Genomic DNA, 22,463 nt, shown 5'->3' with positions numbered 1-22,463 from the left:
GAAGACACCATAAGGTATCTTCTAAATTTTGCGATTACATCTTATTTGGTTAAAATGTAGTTAAAGAATAATGGTTTATTTTCTTTATTTACAATCTTCATTTTGTGATCTTTTGTTAAGTCGTATTTTTTAGGTGTTAATAATGTTAATAAACAGTAGTTGTATGTTTCTTCAGTTGTAACTGCTGAAACATTTTCAAGAACTAATTCATCATCGATGTATACGTCAAATGATGACATATTTGGTCCTGTTTTTCCAAATAAGTTAATAGCGTCTGAGTTGAATGTAAATTCAAAGTATTCGTTAGCTTTTGAAACCTTAGCTGAAACACCATTGATTGCGTTGTTGATTTGATCATTTTCGTTTGTTAAGAATTCTCAAGATGTTCCATAGAATTGAATTTCAGGATTGTTAATTGGTAATACTCTCTTGTTTTGAGTATCAAGACCAAATTTAATTTCTCTAATGATTGTAACTTTAAGCTTTCTTGTTTTTTCGTCGTCATTGATTGGTTCTCTCATTGTTGTAATGTGAACTTCTTCAATTCCATCATAAATAGCACCAAAGTCTAATCTATTAGTTAATGGAAGACCTTCTGTATCTTTTGTAGGGTCAACTACAAAGTTTAATGTTTTGAACACAACCGGCATATCAATAAATTCACCTTCGAATATTTCAACTTTTTCAGTTCTCTTAAGTTCGATTGTGTAATGAGTTGGACGGTATTGTTTTTGGAAGTCAGCTTTAGCAATAATATCCATAAAGCTTAATGTAGCAGGTTTTTGGAACTTGATATTAAAGTCTAATTTATCTGTTTGTCAAGTTTCAATTTTTGTGTTGTAAATTTGATCGTAAATTGCTTTATATTCTGTATTACCATTAATATAACGATTTGAAGGTCCTCTAATGCTTGATGCGACAGGGTTTGTAACTTGAGCTGAACCAGCGAATTTTGTAATTTGAAGGTCGCTCTTAGTATCAGTAGGCATAAATCTTGGTTTGTATTGTCATTGTTCACTAGTTAATAATTCTTGGATTTTTTCTGGTGTATCGTATCAATCTGCTGGAAGATTTGGACTTAATGCATAGTTGTTAATTTCGTAGATTGTATTTGAACCTGTATCATTGATTTTTTCCAATCAGAATGTTCTTCTTGGGTATGCAATATCATTTCAAGCGGCGATTGTAAGGTCGTAAACTTGTCCTTTTTGTAATGTTACTGTACCAAAATCTTTTAGTGCATTATTTGTTGAGTTAATTTCACCTTCGAATGCATCACCAATCTTGATGTATCCTCAGTTAGATAAGTAAGCTTTAATATTATATGATCCTGTTTCAGGTGCGATGAATTTTGTCTTAGATTCAACTAATTGTTTTTTACCTGTGAATGGGTTTTGAAGTTTTCTTTGTTCAAAATCTTCAACTAAAGTATCTTTTGGTTGAATGTTATTTGTTTTGATGTAGTTCATAATTTGTGAAATCGTTCTTAATCCTTTAACTTGACCATCTGTAAGTTGGTAAGTTGTTAAGACTGGACGGTTAACTACGTTTCTAAGTTTAATTTTGTATCTGTAAGCAGGTACATATCTTTTTGGTTTGTTTTCAAAGTCAGCTGGAATAACTTCCATATCAAATTCATCAATTTCTGCAAGTTTATCTGGGTTTGCTCTATAGATAACTTTCATTCTTGTAGGATCTGATGGATCAAATTCTAAACTTCCACCTAATTTTGTTCTTGCAGGGAATTTAAGTTCTTTAATTCTAAAGTTAGAGTTAAGTGAGTTAATTCCATTGGCAAAGTCAAATGTAAAGTCTTGTCCTGCTGGAATTTGGTAAGCTGGAGCTGTATCTGAAGTATATTCAAATCTGTCTAGCTCACTGTTGTATAAGAATTGACCACAAGCATAAAGGTTAGCGACAAAATCAAATGATGGTCATTGGAACATATCAAGCATTCTTTCGATATTTTCTTGATCTGGATATTTAGCCATAAGCTCATTGATTTTATCTCCAGTTGCTCTTAATTTAGCAATGGCGTCTCTTTCTTTTTGAGCTCATTGTTTATCCATTTCTATTAAGTTTCGAGGTCTATCGGCATCATTATATCCATAGTAACCTTTAGGGTCAATTTCTTGACTTCCGTTAAATCTTCAGTCTTTTCAGTCAGCTTGAACTTTTTCAAATTCAGCTGCAGCTTTATTAGCTTCGGCCATAGCTGCATCAAATTCTGGTTTATGGTCGTTTGTAATATCAACTGTTGGTACTGATCGTTGTAATGATTCAATTGTGCTTGCGTATTGTTTTAATGCGTAGTAGAAGTTTAATTTGAAGTATTTAGATAAGTATCAAGTTGTCTTCAATTTCTTATCGTATAAACCATTTCTTCCTGATGATTTAACTCATTCAATAAAGTTAACTGGTCCTAATGTGTAAATCATATTTGAGTAAAGTGCGTATCAGTCAGCTTTTGTTTGGTTAATTACATATGAGTTAGCTAATCTAGCTCAGGATACATCAAAGTCTCCTGATGGGTTTGTAATTCCACGAAGTCTTGTTTTATCATTAATAAATGATAAGTTAATTACTGATGGAATGTTTGTTCATCCGTGGTCCCTTATATTGAATGGATCTTGGTGAGGTTGAAAGTTATGGTTAATTTCGTGGTAGTTTCCTCAATCATCAAATCCAAAGTCAGAAGTTCCTTTTAAGTAAGGTGATGCTCATCTGATCGCAGCTCAAAGATTGTTTCCACCACCTCAAGCACCAGCTCCTCCTCAAACATCATCACAGTAGTTAAGTGCTAACTTAGGTGCGTTGTAGTCGAATCAGAAGTATGACATTTCATAGAAACTATCTCATTTGTGCATTTTTTCTTCAGGGAAGATAATATCATCAAATTTAACATGAGCAATAGCATTTGATGATGTATAAGGAATTGCTATACCTGAGTAGTTTGATTGAATTGTCATAATAGGTGCATTAATTGTGCCTGCTTTAACAGCAGCCATTTGTGCATCTCATTCTGCTTTTGTTGTTTGTCCATAAACGTAGTGAAGTTGTTCAACTGCATTATAAACTTTAACGTCAAATGGAGCAGGGTTACCATTTTGATCTCTAAGAGTTACACCAACGTTAATTGATAATGCTCCACCAAATGGTGAACCAACTTTAACTCTTCTTGTGACTGGGTCAATTTCGTTAAATCTAAATCTAAATCTTGATAGAACAAATGGGTAACGGTTAGAAATTTTCCCTGTGTTGTCTGCTGGGTAGTTGTCTCAGTAGCTTTTGTTTACATAGAAATCAAACGGAACTTCACTGTAAACGCCTGTAGTTTCATTTGGTGTTGCATATAATTCTTTAAGAATTTTATATGTGTCTTCACTAATTTCAAATTCAATAACTTCTCCAGCCGGAGCATATAAACCAATAACATTGTATCCTGTCATTGATGTGTTGATTGAAATTTCTTTTGTAACTGTTTGAGTTTCGTCTGTAACTACTCTTTCAAATCATTTATCTGCAGCAGGGTGTTTTTTAAGACGGTTATTTGCGATTTCTTCTTTGATGAAGTTTGCATCACTATATTTACGTGCACCTTCACCTGTGAAACCATCTACACCAATAACACCTTCAACTCTTTCGTTGTAAACAAGTTCACCCATACTAAGTTTTTGGCCATTTACTTCAAAGAAAGCGCGATCAGCAAAGTTTTTGTTATCTTTTTCGTAGTTAAAATCGTATCCAGGGTATCTGAACCCATAACTTGAATACATTTGGTTTAATTTTGTATCGTAAACTTGTTTTTGGATTGTAGGTCTAGGTTTTCTATCAATGATTTTATCTGTATATGAAACAATGTCTAATCTGTTTGAAAGTAATGAACTGAATGGTTTAGTATTATTTGCAAGTGGTAATGCTGAAATAGTAACTGGTTTTAATCTTCACATTACACCAGCTGAATTTTTAACTACTAATGAATAGTCCCCATCTCTGTTTACATTTAATGTGGTTGAATGTTCATTTTCAATTAATGTTGTATATCTGTATCAAGATGAGTTAGCTCAATCTACACCATCAACATTAATTGCTGTAACTGTAGCTGCGTTATTTATTAATAATCCATCATTTGATGCAGTTAATTTTACATTTTGTAATGGGTTAACTTTGTGAACCATTTCCACATTAAGTTTCTTAACGTATTTTTTACCATTGTATATTCCGATAACTTCAAGTTGGAAGTTAGAATCAATACCGATTTGGTTATTAAACACTTCTAAAGTACCTTTATCAGTAACACTAAATTCACTATCGTTTGAATATCATTTGAATTGTTCTGGTTTTAATTCTTCATTTCCAGCGACAAATTGTAATACAACTGGTTTACCTTCTTCTGGGAAGTAACCTTGGTTTGTGATTGTGAATTTAGCATTTTCAGTTAAACGGTTTGTTTCTTCTTCGCTTAACATATCAACTGGTGGATATTCAGGTTCTAGAATTCTTTCTGATGTAGTGGGTTGTGATGGGGTTTCTTCTCTAGTTCCTGGTTCTTCGTAATCTGGTGTACCATTATCATCACCATTTCCCGTTCCTGGATTAGGATCAGTTAGTTCAGTTGATGAACCTCCATCTCCATTAGGGTTACTTGGGGTTTCATTGCTTCCTCCACCATCACTATTCCCAGGGTTAGTAGGTTGTACTGGTGAAGTAGATGAACTTAATTTTTCTTCAGCAGCATTTAATGCATCGATTAAGCTTTGTTTGTTTTCAACTGGTGTACTTAAATCAGTTTTAGCAACAATGGCATCTTCAAGAGCCTTTTTAGCTTCGTTGAATTTTTGTTTTTGGTCAGCTGATGCATTTGTGTATGCTTCAGATTTTTGCTTTTCATTAGCTTCATTTAATTTAGCAGCTAATTCATTTAAGTCTCTTGAGTTGTTTACAATATTATCAATTGCAGTTTTATCATTGACATCATTAATTTGTTTATAAATCGCATCTTTTTGTGCTTGAGTTAAGTTTGATAAATTAGCAACAATATTTTTAGCAGGTTGCTTGTCAACTGGTTGAGCAGGAGCAGAAGCTTCTTTTTTGCTTAATCCTAGCCCAACTCCGGTACCAATTAATGCAGTAGCACCAATGCCACCAAGTATTAGACCGATAATCAGTTTTCTTTTTCTCTTTTTGTCAGCCATAGTTATCCTTTCTTTTTATTTATGACTAAAATAAAATTAATATTTTATTTTAATCTAGCTTTTATTTATCAAAATAGTTATTCTATTTTTTGTGTGTAAATTTTATATGAATTATTTCTGTTTTTGTTAGTGTGATTAAGCACTAAAATTAACTAATTTAATCAAATAAAAAGTACATTTAGTACCTTTAAGATTTGTAGTAAATGTACTTTTAAGTGGTTTATATAGGTGTAAAAGTTTTATTAAGCTTACTGAGTATATCTAATTATGGACATAACAATAGAGTAGTTAATTAAACTTTTTTAATTTAATTATTTAACTAATAAAGATTCTTCATCCATTTCTTTAGGTTTAGAAATATTGATGTAATCTAAAACAGTAGGTGCAACATTAGCTAATTTTCCATCTTTTAATTTAACGTTTTTATCTGTACAAATTAACATAACCGGACTTGATGTATGTTTTGTAGCTGGTTTACCATTTTCATCTTCTGTGATTTCAGCATTTCCGTGGTCAGCTGTGATGAATACTGTAACATCATTCGCTTCAGCTCATTCAATAACTCTTTTAATTTGTGAATCTAAGAATTCAACTGCTTTGATAGCTGCCTTTAAGTTCCCTGTGTGTCCAACCATATCAGGGTTTGCATAATTCATAATTGTTACATCATAATTTAATGCGTTTGCTAATAATTCGTCTGTAATTCCTTCTGCAGACATTTCAGGTGCATCAGCATATGATTCAACTTTAAGAGAATCAACCATAATACGTTTTGAATTTTTAAATTCAATATCGTTTCCACCATCCATAAAGTATGTAACGTGAGCATATTTTTGAGTTTCAGCAATTCTTAATTGATTTAAGTTAGCTAATTCTAAAACTCTACCAATTGGCATATTGATTTCCATTTCTTTGAATGCAACAATTGTGTCAATTCCTTCATATTTCATCATTGAAACAAATTTGTTAATTACAACTGGATGAGCTGGTTTGTTTGGATATAATGGTGAACCAATAAATAAGTGTGTTAATTGTCTTGCTCTGTCAGGTCTGAAGTTAAAGAAGATAATTGAATCGTGATCTTTTACAAAGTCACTTTTTGGAAGTGCTTCATTAATAGCAGGTACAAAGAATTCATCTGTAATTCCTTCTGCATATTGTTTGTTTACATAATCGATTACATTGTCAAATTTAACATCTGATAAGCCTAAAATAGCATCGTATGCTTTATCAACTCTATCAAACATTGAGTCTCTATCCATTGCATAAAATCTTCCTGAAATAGATGCGATGTGGTATCCATATTTGTCACATAATGCAACTAATTTTTCAAGTGAAGGAATAATTGATTTAGGAGCAACGTCTCTACCATCTCCAAAAACATGAACTGAAACATTTTTAACTCCGTGTTCGTGTGCTGCTTCAATTAATTCAAATAAGTGGTTTTCAAGTGAGTGAACTCCACCAGGTGATAAAAGCCCCATTAAGTGTAATGTTGAATTATTTTTCTTAACATCATCAAATGCAGTTACAAAAGCTTCATTTGATTTAAATGTATTATCATCAAGAGCTTTTTGAATTAATGAAAGCCCTGTGTAAACAACTGTTCCAGCTCCAATGTTTAAGTGTCCTACTTCAGAGTTTCCCATTTGTCCTGCTGGTAATCCTACATATTGACCTGAAGCTTGAATAAGTGAATTTGGATAATTTGCAAATAAGTTATCAAATGTTGGTGTGTTAGCTAATGCAAATGCATTACCTTGTGTTTGTTCTCTTAAACCTAAACCATCAATAACAATTAATACTGTTTTTTTCATTTTTTCTCCTTTTAGTCAAATTCTATAACAGCAAACCTGTTTTTAGAACTCATATCTTTATGTATAGTAATTTTATATTTTTCTTGTAATTTTTCTCAATATTTAATGTGAAATGGATTGATTTCAAAATAGATTTTTCCACCTGGTTTTAAGTAGTTTTCTGCATTGTTAATTATTAAATCATAAAAATAAAATCCATCATCTTTTGCATATAATGCGTGAAGTGGCTCTCAATCAGTGACTGATTTATCTAATATTTCAGTTTCCTGAATGTAAGGTGGATTTGAAACAATTAAATCAAATTTTTGATTGATGTTTTCAAACATATCTGATTGAATGATGTTAATTGCAACGTCATTTTTTTGTGCATTTATTTTAGTTTGCTCAATTGCTTCATAATCTATATCTGATGCAGTTATATTTCAAGTTGGATTTGCTTTTTTTAGAGCAATCGCAATAAAACCTGAACCAGTACATAAGTCTAAAACATCTAAATTTTGTTTTTTATTTTCTGAATTAACTAATATAACTAGTTCTTCTGTTTCATATCTAGGGATTAAAACTTTTTTAGAAACATCAATAGTTACATCTGCTAATTCAACATAACCCATTATTTTTTGAACTGGCATTCCTTTTTGAAGTTGTTCTAATTCAAAAGAAGATACAGTTTGTTCTAAACCATATCTTCTTTTTTCTAATAATAAATCTTCTCTTGTAGGCATTAAATTCCAGCTTCTTTGATTTTTTCGTTTTGTTCTTCTGTAAGTAATGCATCAATAATAGGATTAAGTTTTCCTTCCATAACAGGAAGTAAACTTGTAGAGTATGAAATTCTATGGTCTGTAACCCTATCTTGAGGATAGTTATATGTTCTGATTTTTTCACTTCTAGCACCAGAACCAGCTAATTTTCTGTAACCTGATTCTTCTGCTTGTTTTTTCTGCAACTCAATGTCGTAAAGTTTTGATTTAAGAACTCTCATTGCGATTTCTCTGTTTTGAATTTGGTTTTTACCTTCTTGACAAGTTACAACAATCCCGGTTGGGAAGTGTGTAATACGAACTGCTGAGTCAGTTGTGTTAACTGATTGACCACCGTTTCCTGATGAACGGTAAACGTCAATTCTGATATCTTCAGATTTAATTTCAACTTGAATATCATCATCAATTTCAGGCATAACTGTAACTGTTGCTGTTGAAGTATGAACTCTACCTTTAGTCTCGGTTGCAGGAATTCTTTGAACTCTGTGAACACCTGATTCAAATTTAAGTTTTGAATATGGTCTGTCACCTTTTACAGCAAATGTAACCAAAGTAAATCCACCAGCTTCAGATGCTGATGCATCTAAAAGTGTGATTTTCATATCATTTTGTGAAGCTCATTTTGTGTACATTCTATATAAGTCACCTGCAAAAATGTTAGCTTCATCACCACCGGCTGCTCCACGAATTTCAACAATAACGTCTTTTTCATCGTTTTCATCTTTAGGAAGAATTAAGATTTTAAGATCTTCAGATAAAGCTTCCATTGTTTTTTCAGCTTCATTAATTTCCATTTTTGCAAGAGCAACTAATTCTTCATCTGATTCACTTAACATTTCTTTTGCATTTGCTAAGTTAGCTTCAGCTTCAAGGTATTTATCAAATGCTTCAACAATATCTTTAATTGAGTTAATTTCTTTGTTAATTTTTGTGTATTTTTTAATGTCAGAAATTATTTCCTGATCTTGTAAAGATTTTTCTAATTCATCGTGCTTATTTTTAATTTGCATTAAAGAGTTATACATAGTTAATTCCATAGTTAGTATATTTTAACATATAAAAAATCTAAAGTTTTAAAAGATTGCTCTATTGTTGTGTGATGTAAAAATTTTTACATTTTCTAATTATTAAAATATTAATAATTAATATAAGCATAATAATTTAAATGCTTTTGATTTTCTAAAAAAAGTATATATTTTCCAATATGAGTGCAACAACCTTGAAGAAAAAATTAATTATTGTCGAGTCACCTACAAAGGTTAAGACAATTCAAAAATATGTTGGAGATGAATACAGTGTTATTGCATCTGTAGGTCATTTCCTTAGAATGAAGATTTCCGGTCTTTATTCATTAGGTATCGATTTTGATACTTGAGAACCTCTTTATACAGCTGATAATACAAAGAAAAATATTATCAACGAGCTTAAAAAAGCAACAAAAGAAGCAGAACACGTTTATATAGCAACTGACCCTGACCGTGAAGGAGAAGCTATAGGGTACCAATTAGTTGATTATTTAAAAATACCCAAAGAAAAATACTCACGTATTAAATATAATGAGATTACTAAAGATGCTATTTTAAGATCCTTAGACAATCCAACAAGTATTGATGATGCTCTTGTTAATGCTCAAAAGAGTCGTAGAATGCTTGACAGAATTATTGGTTTTAGATTATCTTATTTATTGAGATATAAATTCAAAAATACACCAGGTCAACCTACAGCAGGAAGAGTTCAATCAATTGCTCTTAAATTAATAGTTGATAGAGAAAAAGAAATCAGAGCATTTATTCCTGAAAAATACTTTACTCTTGATGCTAAATTAAATAACAATCCTGTTTTAGCTGCATATCACAATGAAACTAATGAATCAGATAGAAAAAACTGAATTTACAGTTCAGAAGTTGATGTAATCAAAGAATACTTCGAGTCAGCTCCTAAGGTTTTAAAAGTAACTAACAAAAAAGTTTCTGATAGAAAAGTTGGAGCAATTCAACCATTCAAACAAGCTGTTTTATATAAAAAGTCACCATTTTCATCTAATTCAACAACAAACATTCTTAAAAAACTTTTCGAAAACGGTTTAATTACTTATCCGAGAACAGATTCAACACGTTTATCTCAATCGTTTATTGATGATGCACATAAATTTATCAAAAATAAGTGAGGTGAAGATTATATTGCTGATGAAATTAAAGGATTTAGTGGAGATCAAGATGCTCACGAGGCCATTAGACCATCAGATGTTTCATTAACACCTGAACAAGTTCAAATTCACTATCCAAAAATGGAAGATAATGATGTAAGAATTTACAAATTAATCTATGATACAACACTTCAAGCTTTAATTAAGCAACCAATTAGAACAAGTGTTCAATATACTTATGTAAATGATAAATACACATTTAAAAATTCTTATTCAACAATTAAATTTAATGGTTACTATGTTGTAACAGGTAAAGAATCTGAACAAGTTGATCCAAATTACGAAATTGATCAAGAAGTTAAAGTTGATGAGTTTATCTTATGTGATCACGAAACAAAACCAGCACCAAGATATAATGATGGGACGCTTATTGAAGCGCTTGATAACATCAAAGTTGGTCGTCCATCAACATTTGCTTCAACAGTTCAAATTGTTAAAGACAGACGTTTTGTTGAATTAAACAATGGTGCATTACATCCTACTGAATTTGGTGAAATCATCTTACAAAACTTAATCGCGGCTTTTCCTAATATTATTAATGAAAGTTATACAGCACACGTTGAACAAGAATTAGACCAAATTGCTGAAGATGAAATCACTAAAAATGAAGTTATGCAAGATTTCTGAGATAACTTCCTTGTTGAATTTGATAATGCACAAGGTAAAATTACACCTTACACATTCAAATTAGAACAATTGGACACAACTTGTCCTGAAGATGATGGTATCTTAGTTAAAAGATATAACAAGAAAAATCAGCCATTCATTGCTTGCAAAAACTTCCCTAACTGTAAATTCACAAGAAACATCGAGCCAGATGATTTTCCAAACGAATCAGATGATGAAGAAATCACCGACGAGTATGATGATTAATTAATTAATTAATTAAAATTATTTAGATGAGCAGATTTAAAAGTCTGTTCATTTTTTAATTAATTTTGTTATTTTAATTGCGCTATTTAATCAAAAATATGAATTTAGACCATAAAATAAGCTAATTTTATGATTTTTAAAAATCAAAAAATAAATTAAAATTATGAAACTATGAATAATAAAGGTATTTTAGAGAACAAAAAAGAATTTGAAGCACTAGTTATAGGTGGAGGTCACGCTGGTGTTGAAGCAACTTTTGCTTTAGCGAATATGGGTCACAAAGTAGCTCTTATCACTTTTGATCTTTCAAAGGTTGCTATGATGCCTTGCAACCCATCAATTGGTGGGCCTGCTAAAGGAATTATTACACGTGAAATTGATGCACTTGGTGGAGTTCAAGGTTACTTTTCAGATTTAGCAATGATTCAAATTAAGATGCTTAATGAATCAAAAGGTCCTGCAGTTAGAGCTATGAGAGCTCAAATTGATAAAGAAAAATATTCAGCACTTATTTTAGAAGCATTACAAAATCATAAAAATGTAACTTTAATTGAAGGAGTTGCTGAGGATATTCTTGTTGATGATAATAACGAATTTAAAGCGATCAAAATGGAAGATGGCTCAATTTTAGATGCTAAAGTTTTAGTTATCACAACTGGAACGTATATGAACTCAAGAATTCTTAGAGGTGATGAAATTAAAATTTCAGGACCTGATAATCAAAAAACAACACCAAAATTATCACAATCACTTGCTAAGTTAGGTTTTGATTTACAAAGATTAAAAACAGGAACACCTGCTAGAGTTTATGCTGATTCAATCGACTTTTCAAAAGTTGAAAAAGAAGAACTTAATGATACTTATTTAGCTTTCTCATCGCGTTCAAATGTTAAACTTGATAAGCAAATTTCATGTTATTTAACTTACACAAACGAGAAGACACACGAAATTATTAGAAATAACATTGATAAATCAGCTATGTATTCAGGGCTTATTGAAGGGATCGGTCCAAGATACTGTCCAAGTGTTGAAGATAAGGTTATGAGATTTGCCGATAAAGAAAGACATCAAGTTTTCTTTGAACCAGAAACTGCCGATGGTTCAATTATTTATGTAAACGGAATGTCTACATCAATGCCTGTTGAAGTTCAAGATTTAATGTTAAGAACAATTCCTGGTTTAGAAAATATGAAGGTTCAAAAATGAGGATATGCAATTGAATATGATGCATTAAATCCATTGCAAATTACACCTACATTAGAATCTAAAGTTATCAAAAACATCTTTACAGCTGGTCAAATTAACGGAACAAGTGGATATGAAGAAGCAGCAGCTCAAGGTCTTATTGCTGGAATTAATGCAGGAAGAAAACTTGAAGCTAAAGAACCATTGATTCTTAAAAGACACGATGCTTACATTGGTGTTTTAGTTGATGATTTAGTTACAAAAGGGACTAAAGAACCTTACAGAATGTTAACTTCAAGAGCTGAATATCGTTTATTATTAAGAAATGATAACCCTGATATTAGACTTGCAAAATATGGAAATGAGGTTGGTTTAGTTTCTGATGTAGATTACCAAAACATAATTAATAAATACCAAATGATTGATGAAAAAATCAATGAATTAGAAAACACATACTTATCATCTAAATCAGAATTAGCTAAAAAACTTGGAGTAGAAAATGGAGTTTCAATGTTAAGAGTTTTAGCTAGACCAGATGTTGTTCCGGTTGATGTTTTAGGTGACTTCCCTTACAAAAATGAATTAACTATTATGGTAAGACTTGAAGGCTACATTAAGAAACAAAAATCTGATGCTCAAAAAATGAATAAATTAGAAGACTTTAAAATACCTGGAGATATCGATTATTCAAAAGTTCAAAACATAGCTACAGAAGCTAAACAAAAACTTGAAAAAATTAGACCTTTAACAATCGGACAAGCATCAAGAATTAGTGGAATTAACCCGGCTGACATTCAAATGCTTATGTTCCATATTGAAACTAGAAAAAACAAATAATGAAACTAAATATAGTCGCAGTAGGTTCATTAACAAAAGATTTTCAAGTTTTATATGATGATTATGTTAAGAAAATTAACTTCTTTGCAAAGATTAATTTAATTGAAATTAAAGAACAAAAGATAGATAACATTCAGTTAAAAATTAAAAAAGAAACTGAAATGATTTTAGAAAAGATACCTAAAAATTCAAAAGTCATCTATTTATCATTACAAGGGAAACAATTAAGCTCTGAAGAGTTTGGTTCAACATTTTTAGATATTGATAATGTAACTTTTGTAATTGGTGGTTCAAATGGAGTTGATGAAGAAATGTTTGCTAATAAAATTAACTTCTCAAAAATGACCTTTCCACATCAATTATTTAGAGTTATGTTAGTTGAGCAAATTTATAGAGCATTTACAATTAGAAATAATATTACTTATCATAAATAAACTCTGTAATGGAGTTTTTTTATATACTTCCCAAGACATATTTGATAAATAAAGTTTGATCAATTAGTAAATTAGCTTGAATTTGTCTAATGTTATTTTCATTTACAAATAGCTTCAGTTCATCGCTTTTAATAAGAACATCAGAGTGATCTTGATTAGAAATATTGATATTGAATTTATAAAATTCATTATCATAAACAAAACTAACATAACAGGTATCTAGTTTTTGATTATCAATGTTGAAGTTGTATAAATATAAATCATCACCTTCTGCAGTTATTAAAACTGGTTTATATACATTTACTTTAGTTGAACATAAGACTAAAATAAGCGCTGCGAAAATCAAAAATAATATAAGTAGTATGCAGAAATTTCACTTATGTTCTTTAAGATAATTTTTCAATATTCACTTCCTTAGAATCATCAAAAATATATCTATTATTGTGTGAAATTTCTACAACTAATTTATTTTGCAAATTATTTTTAATAATAGGTTTTAGTTTTTCAAACATTGATTTATCGATATTTGCAAAAGCTTCATCTAGTATCAATAAGTCATAGTCATTTAAAAATATATTTATCAAATTAACAAATTGAACCTGACCACTAGATAATTGGTCCAGTGATGAGTTTAAATTAATGTTTAATTCATCAATTAATTTATCTAATTTATTATCTTCTAAAATTGACTTAAAAATACTAATATCACTTACGCATAGGTATTCTAGTGTTCTAATCTTTAAATTTAGCATCTGATTTGAAATATATAAAACTCTTTGTTTGTATGTTTCATCTAAGAATGGATTGAGTTTTTGATCATTAACTTTAATAATTCCAGATAAACTCTCACACGAGCCATTTAATATAGAACATAGCGTGCTTTTTCCTGAACCATTTTTACCGACTAAATGTATGTTCGAATCAATCAATAGTTTCCTGATTTCTAAATCTTTATTAACTTTTAATGAATTGTATGAATAACTTATATTAGAAAGTTGAATTTTAATTATTCTTTCCTTCTGTAAGCTAGTTTTAGGAATTTTTAAGTCTTCAAAATTTAATAATGAAATCAAATCTAAATCCTTTTTATATTGACTATAACTAGTTATTAATAGGATTATATTTTTAATTGGTTTAGTGAATAAAGAAACACCAGTTAAAAAGAAAATTAAATTGATAACACTTAAATTTTGATTTCAAATTTGAATGGTTCCTATTATTAAAATTAATAAAGGAACTAAAAAGTCTAAAAATGAACTTAAATAATTAATTAAGCTTTGTTTATTCTTGAAAATAATTGAATCACTATGCAATTTCTCATTCACATAAGTAGATTTAAGATTTAAATTATTAAGCAGATTTTCATTATGTGAAGTTTGATTTAATTTGTAAATATTAAATAAGGTATCTTCAAACATGATTGAGTTATTGAGTAATTTATTGAAGTTATTATCAAAATTAGTTTTATTAATAAAACTTAAAATCAATGTAATTACTGAATAACAAAAAATTATTAAAAGCAACACTCAATTTATATTGATTAGTAAAATAAACGAAACAGCAATCGAAATAACTGTACTGATTAATTCAGGAAGAAAACATAATTTAAATAAACTTAAATTATCAAGTGCAATAATTCTGTTTTTAAAATCTGCAAAAGTTAGCAAATTAATTACTTGCTTATTTTTAAATTTCAATTCATTTATTAAATTATTAATTAAGTGACTTTTATATTTAGTTGCTATTTTATACATCAGTTGTCTGGTCAGTAAGTTAAATGTGAAATTTATTAAAAATAGCACACTAAAAATCATTCCTAAAAACATAAGAATTTGATCATCTTTATTTAAAGCAATATTATTTAGGATAACTTTATTCAAGAATGGAAACGAAATATAAACACTTATTTCTGTGAGCAAGCAAAATAAGTATAAAAATGAGAAATTAGACCATAACGAAATTTTTAAACTTCTGGAGTTACTTATCAATGGATTTGGTTTTATATTTTTCTTGTTTTCTTCACCTTCATTATCAATTTGCTTTTCGTTTTTACTAAATGCAACAATAATGTTCGTGAATTTAGTTTTAAATTCATTTTTACTCAACTTAACATCGCCATCAATCGGATCATAAATATAAAATTTATTGTTCTTGATTTTCCTAATTACAATCATATGGTCTGTAGTATTATTTTTGATAACTGTTGCAATAGGGAAAACTTGCTTTTCTAAAAAAAGCAATTGTTCACAATTAATTTCATAAGCATTGAGCTCCAAATTTACTTTTGAAGCAAGGAGCTTGATGTTTTCCAAACTTATACCTGCTGCACTATATTGAATTTGCAATTTTAGATTATTAATGTCTAAATTTTCTTTGTAGAAAAACTCGTGAAAATAATCTAGCACATATAATGAGCAATCTCTTTGATCTACTTGTGTATTCACTCATTGTATTTAGTAATTTTTGTCAAAAAGGAACTAAAGCACATTTTTTCCACTAAAGTTTTCGCGAAATTGAAAATACAAAAGTTTTTAAAACTTTGTATAATTAATTTATCAATAAATTAATGTTCAAAATTTAAAAGGAGGACTAATGAGCAAAAAAGTAGTAGCACTTGCAAGTGACCACGCAGGTTACAAATTAAAAGACGAATTAGCATCATACTTAAAAGAACAAGGGTTTGATGTTGTAGACTTAGGACCAGAAACAGATTCAGTTTCAGTGTCATATGCTTCAAAAGGTAAGGAATTAGCTAACTATGTAGATGAAGCAAACCCTGATTTTGGTATTGCAGTTTGTGGTACAGGTTTAGGTATTTCATATGCACTTAACAGACATAAACACATTCGTGCAGCTAGAGTTACATCTGTTGAAGATGCGCACTTAGCAAAACAACACAATAATGCAAATGTTCTTGTATTCGGTGGAAGACAAGTAACATTTGAACAGGCTAAAGATATGTTAAATGAATATATGGATACACAATTTGAAGGAGGAAGACATCAATCTAGAATTGATGAGCTTGACGAATAATTATGGCAAAAGTAAATGAAGTTCAAGAAAAAGAAGTTAAAGAATTAGACGCTGTTTGACACGTTTCACAACACAATGATGGATGAAAAGTTATCAGACAAGGTGGAGTAAAAGCTATTAAAACTTTTGAAACACAAAAAGAAGCAATCGATTTTGCTAAAGAATTAGCAAAAAACAACAAAGGTAGAATGTTAATCCACAGTACAAAAGGTAAAATCAGAGGTGGATCAAACTATCAAGAAAAATAATTTAAGTTATTTAAATTTACATAGACAGATTTCACTCTGTCTATTTTTTCATAATTTTTCACATAATTTCAGGAATTTTTACTTTTTACTTCCGTTTTTTTTTTTTTTTTAGAATAGAGTTGAAATACAACAAATATTTACATATTTTGATGAATATTAGACTTGTATTTAATAAATTAACAATTAATTTAGGAGAAAAATGGCAAATTTATTTTCACAAAATGAAGCGCAAAACCAAAAAGGTTTTGAACCTACAGCTTCAAGTGTTGAAATTGCAGCACAAGCTTCTACAGCTGCGAAAGTATTTTTATACATTATTATGTCTATTCCACTATTTTTAGGTTGAATTTGATACTTCAAAAGAAAAAATAGTTTAAATAGAATGCAAAATGACATTAACAACAGTGCATCAAGCATTGATGTTCAATTGCAAAAACGTAACGATACACTTGTTAAATTAGTACAACAAGTTAAGTCATACAAAATTCACGAAGCTGAAGTTTTTGAAAACGTTACAAAAATGCGTTCATTAGCAGCTGGTGGTAGAGGAATTGAAAACTCAGCCGAAATAGAAAACTTAAATCAATCAGTATTTGGTCGTTTAATGGCTATTTCAGAAAGTTATCCAGAACTTAAAGCAAGTTCTTTATACACTGAATTAATGGACGAAACAACATACATTGAACGTGAAATTGCTGCTGCTAGAAGAAATTACAACGCTCAAGCTAACACATTTAATAAAGAATTATTTACAATCCCAACAAAAATTGTTGCTGCAAATATGGGATTATCAACAGTTAGATTATTCCAAGCATCTTCTAAAGCTAGAAAAGATGTTGATATACAAGAATTAGGTTTATAAGATGAAAAGAGTTGAAGATTTTGTTACTATAGAACAGTTCAAAGAAAAAACTGATCAAGTTGTGCTTCCAATTATCCAAAATGCAGTAGATGATGCTTACAATTCGCCTTTATACAAAAAATATAAAAGTATGAAATATGGAGCTTTAAGTTCAATTGCAAGTATGATTTTATCTGCTTTAATAGGGATAATATGTTTTATTGCACTAAAAGATGCAATGACTAAACTTGTTTTATTTAGTATTTTTGGTCTTGCTGCTACTATTTGTTTCATATTAGCATTTGTGTTTGTGCAATTAGCTAAAAAGAGAAACTTAATTTTTAGAAGCTTTATTGCAAGCAAACTAAGAGAAGATAACATTTATGGGAAAGCAGTTAATGCAGCTGATACAAGATGAAAATATAGAAATGACGATTTTGAACCTAGTTCAACGAGACATAACTATGATTTTTCAACAGAAAGATTCACAGCCAAAGAATATGAATCATTCAAACCTGCATCTGTTTCACAAAAAGCTTGATTAGAAAGCTCATCACCAGTTCAAACAGTTACAATTGATGATAAATATCACGCACACGTTTCAGTTGCTGAATGACTTTTAATTACAAGAGACAAAAAAGGACACGAAACAAAACAAACTTGATATTCTGCTTTACTTAAAATTGATGCTAGAGCACTTAAAGAAAGAGATAGAGCAAACTTTACATACTTCGATAAGAAAAACGGTCTCCCACTTGTTGAAATGGAAAATAAAGAATTTAACAAAATTTTCAATGTTGCAAGTGATAATTCAACAAAAATGTACCAATTATTTACACCACTTGCAATGGAAGAATTAGTTAAATTAATCAATCAAGGTTTACAACATACAAACATTAAAAAAACTAAAGATTTTGAATATTGAGCAAACAATGATGTTGTTTACTGTTCATTTGTAATTCCATCTGGATTTATGGATATTGATATTCCGGTTTTTGTAGGTAAAAAAGACAAATTCGTTGCAAAAATTTACAAAGATGTAGTTACTGATATTTATACTTTATACTTTGTGCTTGCATTAAGTTATATTCCAGTTTACTTATATTAATCAAATTGATTGCACAACAAGAAATTGTTGTGTTTTTTTGTTATTTTTACTCAATATATTTAACTTATTTTTATATAAAATTATATATAAGTAAAAAAGGAGATTAAATATGGCAAATTTATATTCACATAATGAAGAACAAAACCAAAAAGGTTTTGAACCTACAGCATCAAGTGCTGAAATTCCTGCTAAAGCATCTACAGGACTTAAAATTTTTATGTACATCTTAATGACTTTACCTTTAGGTTTAGGTTGATTATGATACTTTGCAAAGAAAAATGAATTAAATAGAATGCAAAATAACATTAACAACAGTGCATCAAGCATTGATGTTCAATTACAAAAACGTAATGACACACTTGTTAAATTAGTGCAACAAGTTAAATCATTCAAAATTCACGAAGCTGAAGTTTTTGAAAACGTTACAAAAATGCGTTCACTTGTTTCATCAGGTAGAACACTTGAAAATTCTGAAGAATTAGACAAATTAAATCAATCAGTATTCGGACGTTTAATGGCTATTTCAGAAAACTATCCAGAACTTAAATCAAGTGCTTTATATGCTGAATTAATGGACGAAACAACATACATTGAACGTGAAATCGCAGCTGCTAGAAGAAATTACAATTCACAAGCTAATATGTTCAACAGAATGTTATTTGAAATTCCATCTAACCTTGTTGCCGCAAATATGGGATTATCAACAGTTAGATTATTCCGAGCATCTTCTCAAGCTAGAAAAGATGTTGATATGGTCGCTCTAGGATTATAAAAAATATGAAAAGAGCTGAAGATTTTATTAGCATAGATAAATTCTATGAAAAAGCAAATCAAACTGTATTACCAATCGTTAAAAATCGTGTAAATGAAATTACTCAATTACCAATCTATGTAGCTTATAAAAGAACCAATAAATATGCACTTAGGGTGTTTTTAGCATCAATAGGTGCTTTCTTGTTTTCTGGTTTTTTTCTTGGATTAGAAGCTACAAAAGAATATGGTGGTTTTAGAACGCTTTCGGTATTTACTACCTTTGCAATTATTTTTGCACTTGTATTTGCAATATCTATATTTGTTGCTATTGGTTTTTGAATCAAAGCATGAAATATTAATAGAAAAATTAAAAAAGAAATCATAAGTCAGCTTCATAAATCAAATATTTATGGAGTCGCAATTGAAGCTCTAATTGATAGATGGAAATATGAAGGCACAAACTTTACACCTACATCTGTAAAACATAATTTTGATCCTAATACAAACAAGTTTACAAAAGATGAATACTTAAGTACTAGACCTAAATGAATACCAAATGATTCAGAACTAAGAGGTGTAACTGAAATTCAAACAGTTACTATTGATAATAAATATCACGCACATATATCAGAAGCACATTGAGTCGATTTTCACAGAGATAAAGATGGCAATATTCACGAAGAGCATTACTATAGTGCTTTAATAAAAATTGATGCAAGAGCACTTGCTCAAAAAGACCAAGCAAACTTTACATTCTTTGGAGATAAGTTTTCTAATTTAGAACCAGTAGAACTTGAAAACATTGAATTTAACAAGATTTACAAAGTTAAATCTAATAATCCAACTAAAATGTTTCAATTATTTACTCCATTAGCAATGGAAGAAATGAATAAACTTTTCCAATTTGGTATTAAAAATACAAGCATTATAGCCAAAGGTATGCGTTATTGAGCTAATAATGATGTAATTTACGCTTCATTTCAATGTTCATCTGGATTTATGGCTATAAATTCATCTACATTTATTGGTAATAAAGAAAAATTAATCAATACAATCTACAAAGATGTTATTAAAGATATATACTCTTTATACTTTATTTTAGCTTTAAGTTATATACCTGTATATCTTTATTAAACCTTAAATTTCACAACAATAAATATTGTTGTGTTTTTATTTAATACTTTATAATATATACACCTTATTTTATTTGTTATATTTACACAGGAGATACAATGAAAAAAGTTTTAAATGAACTCAGTTTAAAAAATAAAACAGTTTTAGTTAGAGTTGACTTTAACGTACCATTAAAAAATGGTGTTATTACATCTGCTAAAAGAATTGTTGCTGCACTTCCTACAATTCAGTACATCATCAGAAAAGGTGGAAAAGTTGTTTTATTTTCACACTTAGGAAGAGTAAAAACAGAAGAAGATTTAAAAGACAAATCATTAAGACCAGTTGCAGTTGAATTAGCTAGATTACTTAAAAAACCAGTTACATTTGTTCCTGTAACACGTGGAAACGTTTTAGAATCTGCAATCAAACAAATGGAAAGTGGTGATGTTATTTTAGTTGAAAACACACGTTTTGAAGACTTAAATAACAAAGCTGAATCTAAAAACGATCCATACTTAGGAGCTTACTGAGCCTCATTAGGAGACGTATTTGTAAACGATGCCTTCGGTACAGCTCACAGAGCACACGCATCTAATGTTGGTATTGCTTCAAACATTGCTGAATCAGCTTTAGGATTCTTAATGGAAAAAGAAGTTTCATCATTATCTAAAGTTTTACAAAACCCAGAACACCCTTATGTAGCTATCGTTGGTGGAGCTAAAGTTTCAGACAAAATCTTAGTGTTAGAAAAATTAGCAGAAATTGCTGACAAATTAATCATCGGTGGAGCTATGGCTTACACATTTATGGTTGCTCAAGGACAAAAAGTTGGAACTTCATTAGTTGAAAATGATTACATTCAATTAGCTAAAGATTTCTTAACAAAATACTCAGACAAAGTTATCTTACCAGTTGACCATGCTACAGCTGAAATGTTTGCAGACGTTGAACCTACAATTCAAGAAGGTTCAATTTCAGATGGATTTATGGGCCTTGACTTTGGACCAAAATCAATCCAAAACGTTAAAGAAGCTCTTGAAGAAGCTAAAACAGTTGTATGAAACGGACCTATGGGAGTTGCTGAATTTGAACACTACAAAAATGGTACATTAGCAGTATGTGAAGCTGTTGCTAAATTATCAAACGCTTACACAGTTGTTGGTGGTGGAGATTCAGTTGCTGCTGTTGAAAAATTAGGAATGGAAGATAAATTCTCACACGTTTCAACAGGTGGTGGAGCAAGCTTAGAATTATTACAAGGTCAAAACTTACCGGGTGTTGATTCAATTCAAGACGCTGAATAATTAACCGAATATTTTCACAAATAGCACCAAAAGTGCTATTTTTTTACACATTTTGTGAAAAATTAAGGAGTTTACTTTACTTTCATTTGATAAAGGTGTATAAGTAAAATATATTCAATTTTTTCAAATTAAATATATTTAATAAATTAACAAACATTCTTTTTTTAGACAAAAGAATAAAAGAGGATAAATGAAAAAAATCAAATTCTTACTTTTTGCTACAGGTGTTTTATCAGTAGCATCAATGCCGCTTATTGCTGGTCAATGTTCTGCAAAAGAACAAAAATCTGAAGAACCTAAAACACCAACCAATCCAGAACCACAGCCAGTTCCTGTTAATCCAGTAAATGGTGGAACTGATAATCCAAGAACTATAGCAGCTCCAGTTGACCAATACGAAAATGCATTCGTATTGCAACCAACTGGTACATTTGCATATGTAAATGCTAAGGTTCAAGAAAAAGCTAATCAAATTAGCAGATATGGTCTTTTACAACTTTACAAAGGTTTCAATGGTATAGGAATTAAATCTGGTGGTCAAGGTGATGATAATAAAATTCTTCTTCCTAAAGAAGGAATTACAATTGATCAATTCCTTTCAACTAGAGATACTAAGGATAACAAGTATTTTGATGGGACTTGAAATCCAGAAACAAAAACACTTACAATTAAATACAAAATCAAAGATAATGGTGACAAAGTATACGAACAATCATTTACTTTAAGCTAGAAAAATTACGAAAATTTAAAAA

Annotated in this window: 17 protein-coding genes; 11 read left to right on the top strand and 6 right to left on the bottom strand. The window is 29.7% G+C overall.

The window, feature by feature from the left end; translation table 4 throughout:
- Positions 1–41: 41 nt before the first annotated feature.
- The 4 genes from VBN07_RS01175 to prfA form a co-directional block, all read right to left on the bottom strand.
- Positions 42–5,195 (bottom strand): M60 family metallopeptidase, encoded by a 5,154-nt coding sequence (locus VBN07_RS01175; protein WP_323177499.1) that lies wholly within the window; start codon positions 5,193–5,195, stop codon positions 42–44.
- 311 nt (positions 5,196–5,506) lie between these two features.
- Positions 5,507–7,012: a 2,3-bisphosphoglycerate-independent phosphoglycerate mutase gene (gene gpmI / locus VBN07_RS01170; protein ID WP_323177498.1), complete on the bottom strand. Its 1,506-nt coding sequence runs from the start codon at positions 7,010–7,012 to the stop codon at positions 5,507–5,509.
- A gap of 11 nt (positions 7,013–7,023) precedes the next feature.
- Positions 7,024–7,734, bottom strand: a complete 711-nt coding sequence (prmC, locus tag VBN07_RS01165; protein ID WP_323177497.1) for a peptide chain release factor N(5)-glutamine methyltransferase — start codon at positions 7,732–7,734, stop codon at positions 7,024–7,026.
- A complete protein-coding gene (gene prfA, locus VBN07_RS01160; protein WP_323177496.1) occupies positions 7,734–8,798 on the bottom strand; it encodes a peptide chain release factor 1 in 1,065 nt (354 codons plus the stop codon). Before prfA ends, prmC begins: the two co-directional genes overlap by 1 nt.
- Positions 8,799–8,977: 179 nt before the next feature.
- On the opposite strand from prfA, the gene topA reads away from it, so the two are divergent.
- The 3 genes from topA to VBN07_RS01145 all read left to right on the top strand — a co-directional run bounded on the left by topA (position 8,978) and on the right by VBN07_RS01145 (position 13,308).
- Complete coding sequence (gene topA, locus VBN07_RS01155) at positions 8,978–10,852, top strand: type I DNA topoisomerase (RefSeq protein ID WP_323177495.1); 1,875 nt, start codon at positions 8,978–8,980, stop codon at positions 10,850–10,852.
- A gap of 171 nt (positions 10,853–11,023) precedes the next feature.
- Positions 11,024–12,874: a tRNA uridine-5-carboxymethylaminomethyl(34) synthesis enzyme MnmG gene (gene mnmG, locus VBN07_RS01150; protein WP_323177494.1), complete on the top strand. Its 1,851-nt coding sequence runs from the start codon at positions 11,024–11,026 to the stop codon at positions 12,872–12,874.
- A complete protein-coding gene (locus tag VBN07_RS01145) occupies positions 12,874–13,308 on the top strand; it encodes a 23S rRNA (pseudouridine(1915)-N(3))-methyltransferase RlmH (protein ID WP_323177493.1) in 435 nt (144 codons plus the stop codon). The genes mnmG and VBN07_RS01145 overlap by 1 nt, the downstream gene beginning before the upstream one ends.
- A gap of 19 nt (positions 13,309–13,327) precedes the next feature.
- Here VBN07_RS01145 and VBN07_RS01140 read toward each other — a convergent pair whose 3' ends face one another.
- Entirely contained in the window at positions 13,328–13,732 is a 405-nt protein-coding gene (locus VBN07_RS01140; RefSeq protein ID WP_416235049.1) for an MAG1140 family protein, read from the bottom strand.
- A complete protein-coding gene (locus VBN07_RS01135) occupies positions 13,695–15,752 on the bottom strand; it encodes an Mbov_0121 family peptidase domain-containing ABC transporter (protein WP_323177491.1) in 2,058 nt (685 codons plus the stop codon). The genes VBN07_RS01140 and VBN07_RS01135 overlap by 38 nt, the downstream gene beginning before the upstream one ends.
- A 148-nt stretch (positions 15,753–15,900) precedes the next feature.
- Here VBN07_RS01135 and VBN07_RS01130 point away from each other — a divergent pair, with 148 nt between their 5' ends.
- The 8 genes from VBN07_RS01130 (at position 15,901) to VBN07_RS01095 (ending at position 22,441) form a co-directional block, all read left to right on the top strand.
- The gene (locus VBN07_RS01130; RefSeq protein ID WP_323177490.1) at positions 15,901–16,341 is read left to right on the top strand and encodes an RpiB/LacA/LacB family sugar-phosphate isomerase; all 441 of its coding nucleotides are present in this window, start codon (positions 15,901–15,903) and stop codon (positions 16,339–16,341) included.
- A 2-nt stretch (positions 16,342–16,343) separates the two neighbouring features.
- The gene (locus tag VBN07_RS01125) at positions 16,344–16,589 is read left to right on the top strand and encodes a DUF2188 domain-containing protein (RefSeq protein ID WP_323177489.1); all 246 of its coding nucleotides are present in this window, start codon (positions 16,344–16,346) and stop codon (positions 16,587–16,589) included.
- Positions 16,590–16,788: 199 nt separating this feature from the next.
- Positions 16,789–17,451, top strand: coding sequence for a LemA family protein (locus VBN07_RS01120; RefSeq protein ID WP_323177488.1), 663 nt, complete (start codon positions 16,789–16,791; stop codon positions 17,449–17,451).
- Between the two features lies 1 nt (position 17,452).
- Positions 17,453–18,538 carry a DUF3137 domain-containing protein gene (locus VBN07_RS01115; protein ID WP_323177487.1) on the top strand — a complete coding sequence of 362 codons (1,086 nt, stop codon included), beginning with the start codon at positions 17,453–17,455 and terminating at the stop codon, positions 18,536–18,538.
- Positions 18,539–18,647: 109 nt separating this feature from the next.
- The gene (locus VBN07_RS01110; RefSeq protein ID WP_323177486.1) at positions 18,648–19,310 is read left to right on the top strand and encodes a LemA family protein; all 663 of its coding nucleotides are present in this window, start codon (positions 18,648–18,650) and stop codon (positions 19,308–19,310) included.
- A gap of 5 nt (positions 19,311–19,315) precedes the next feature.
- Complete coding sequence (locus VBN07_RS01105) at positions 19,316–20,425, top strand: DUF3137 domain-containing protein (RefSeq protein WP_323177485.1); 1,110 nt, start codon at positions 19,316–19,318, stop codon at positions 20,423–20,425.
- 98 nt (positions 20,426–20,523) lie between these two features.
- Positions 20,524–21,711, top strand: a complete 1,188-nt coding sequence (locus VBN07_RS01100; RefSeq protein WP_323177484.1) for a phosphoglycerate kinase — start codon at positions 20,524–20,526, stop codon at positions 21,709–21,711.
- A gap of 190 nt (positions 21,712–21,901) precedes the next feature.
- A complete protein-coding gene (locus tag VBN07_RS01095; protein WP_323177483.1) occupies positions 21,902–22,441 on the top strand; it encodes a hypothetical protein in 540 nt (179 codons plus the stop codon).
- Positions 22,442–22,463: the final 22 nt, after the last annotated feature.

Source organism: Mycoplasma sp. 4404, assembly GCF_034863325.1.
In the GTDB taxonomy this organism is placed as follows: domain Bacteria; phylum Bacillota_I; class Bacilli_A; order Mycoplasmatales; family Metamycoplasmataceae; genus Mycoplasmopsis.
Note: the sequence above shows the minus strand (reverse complement) of the source record. Positions and strands in the feature narration are given on the sequence as shown.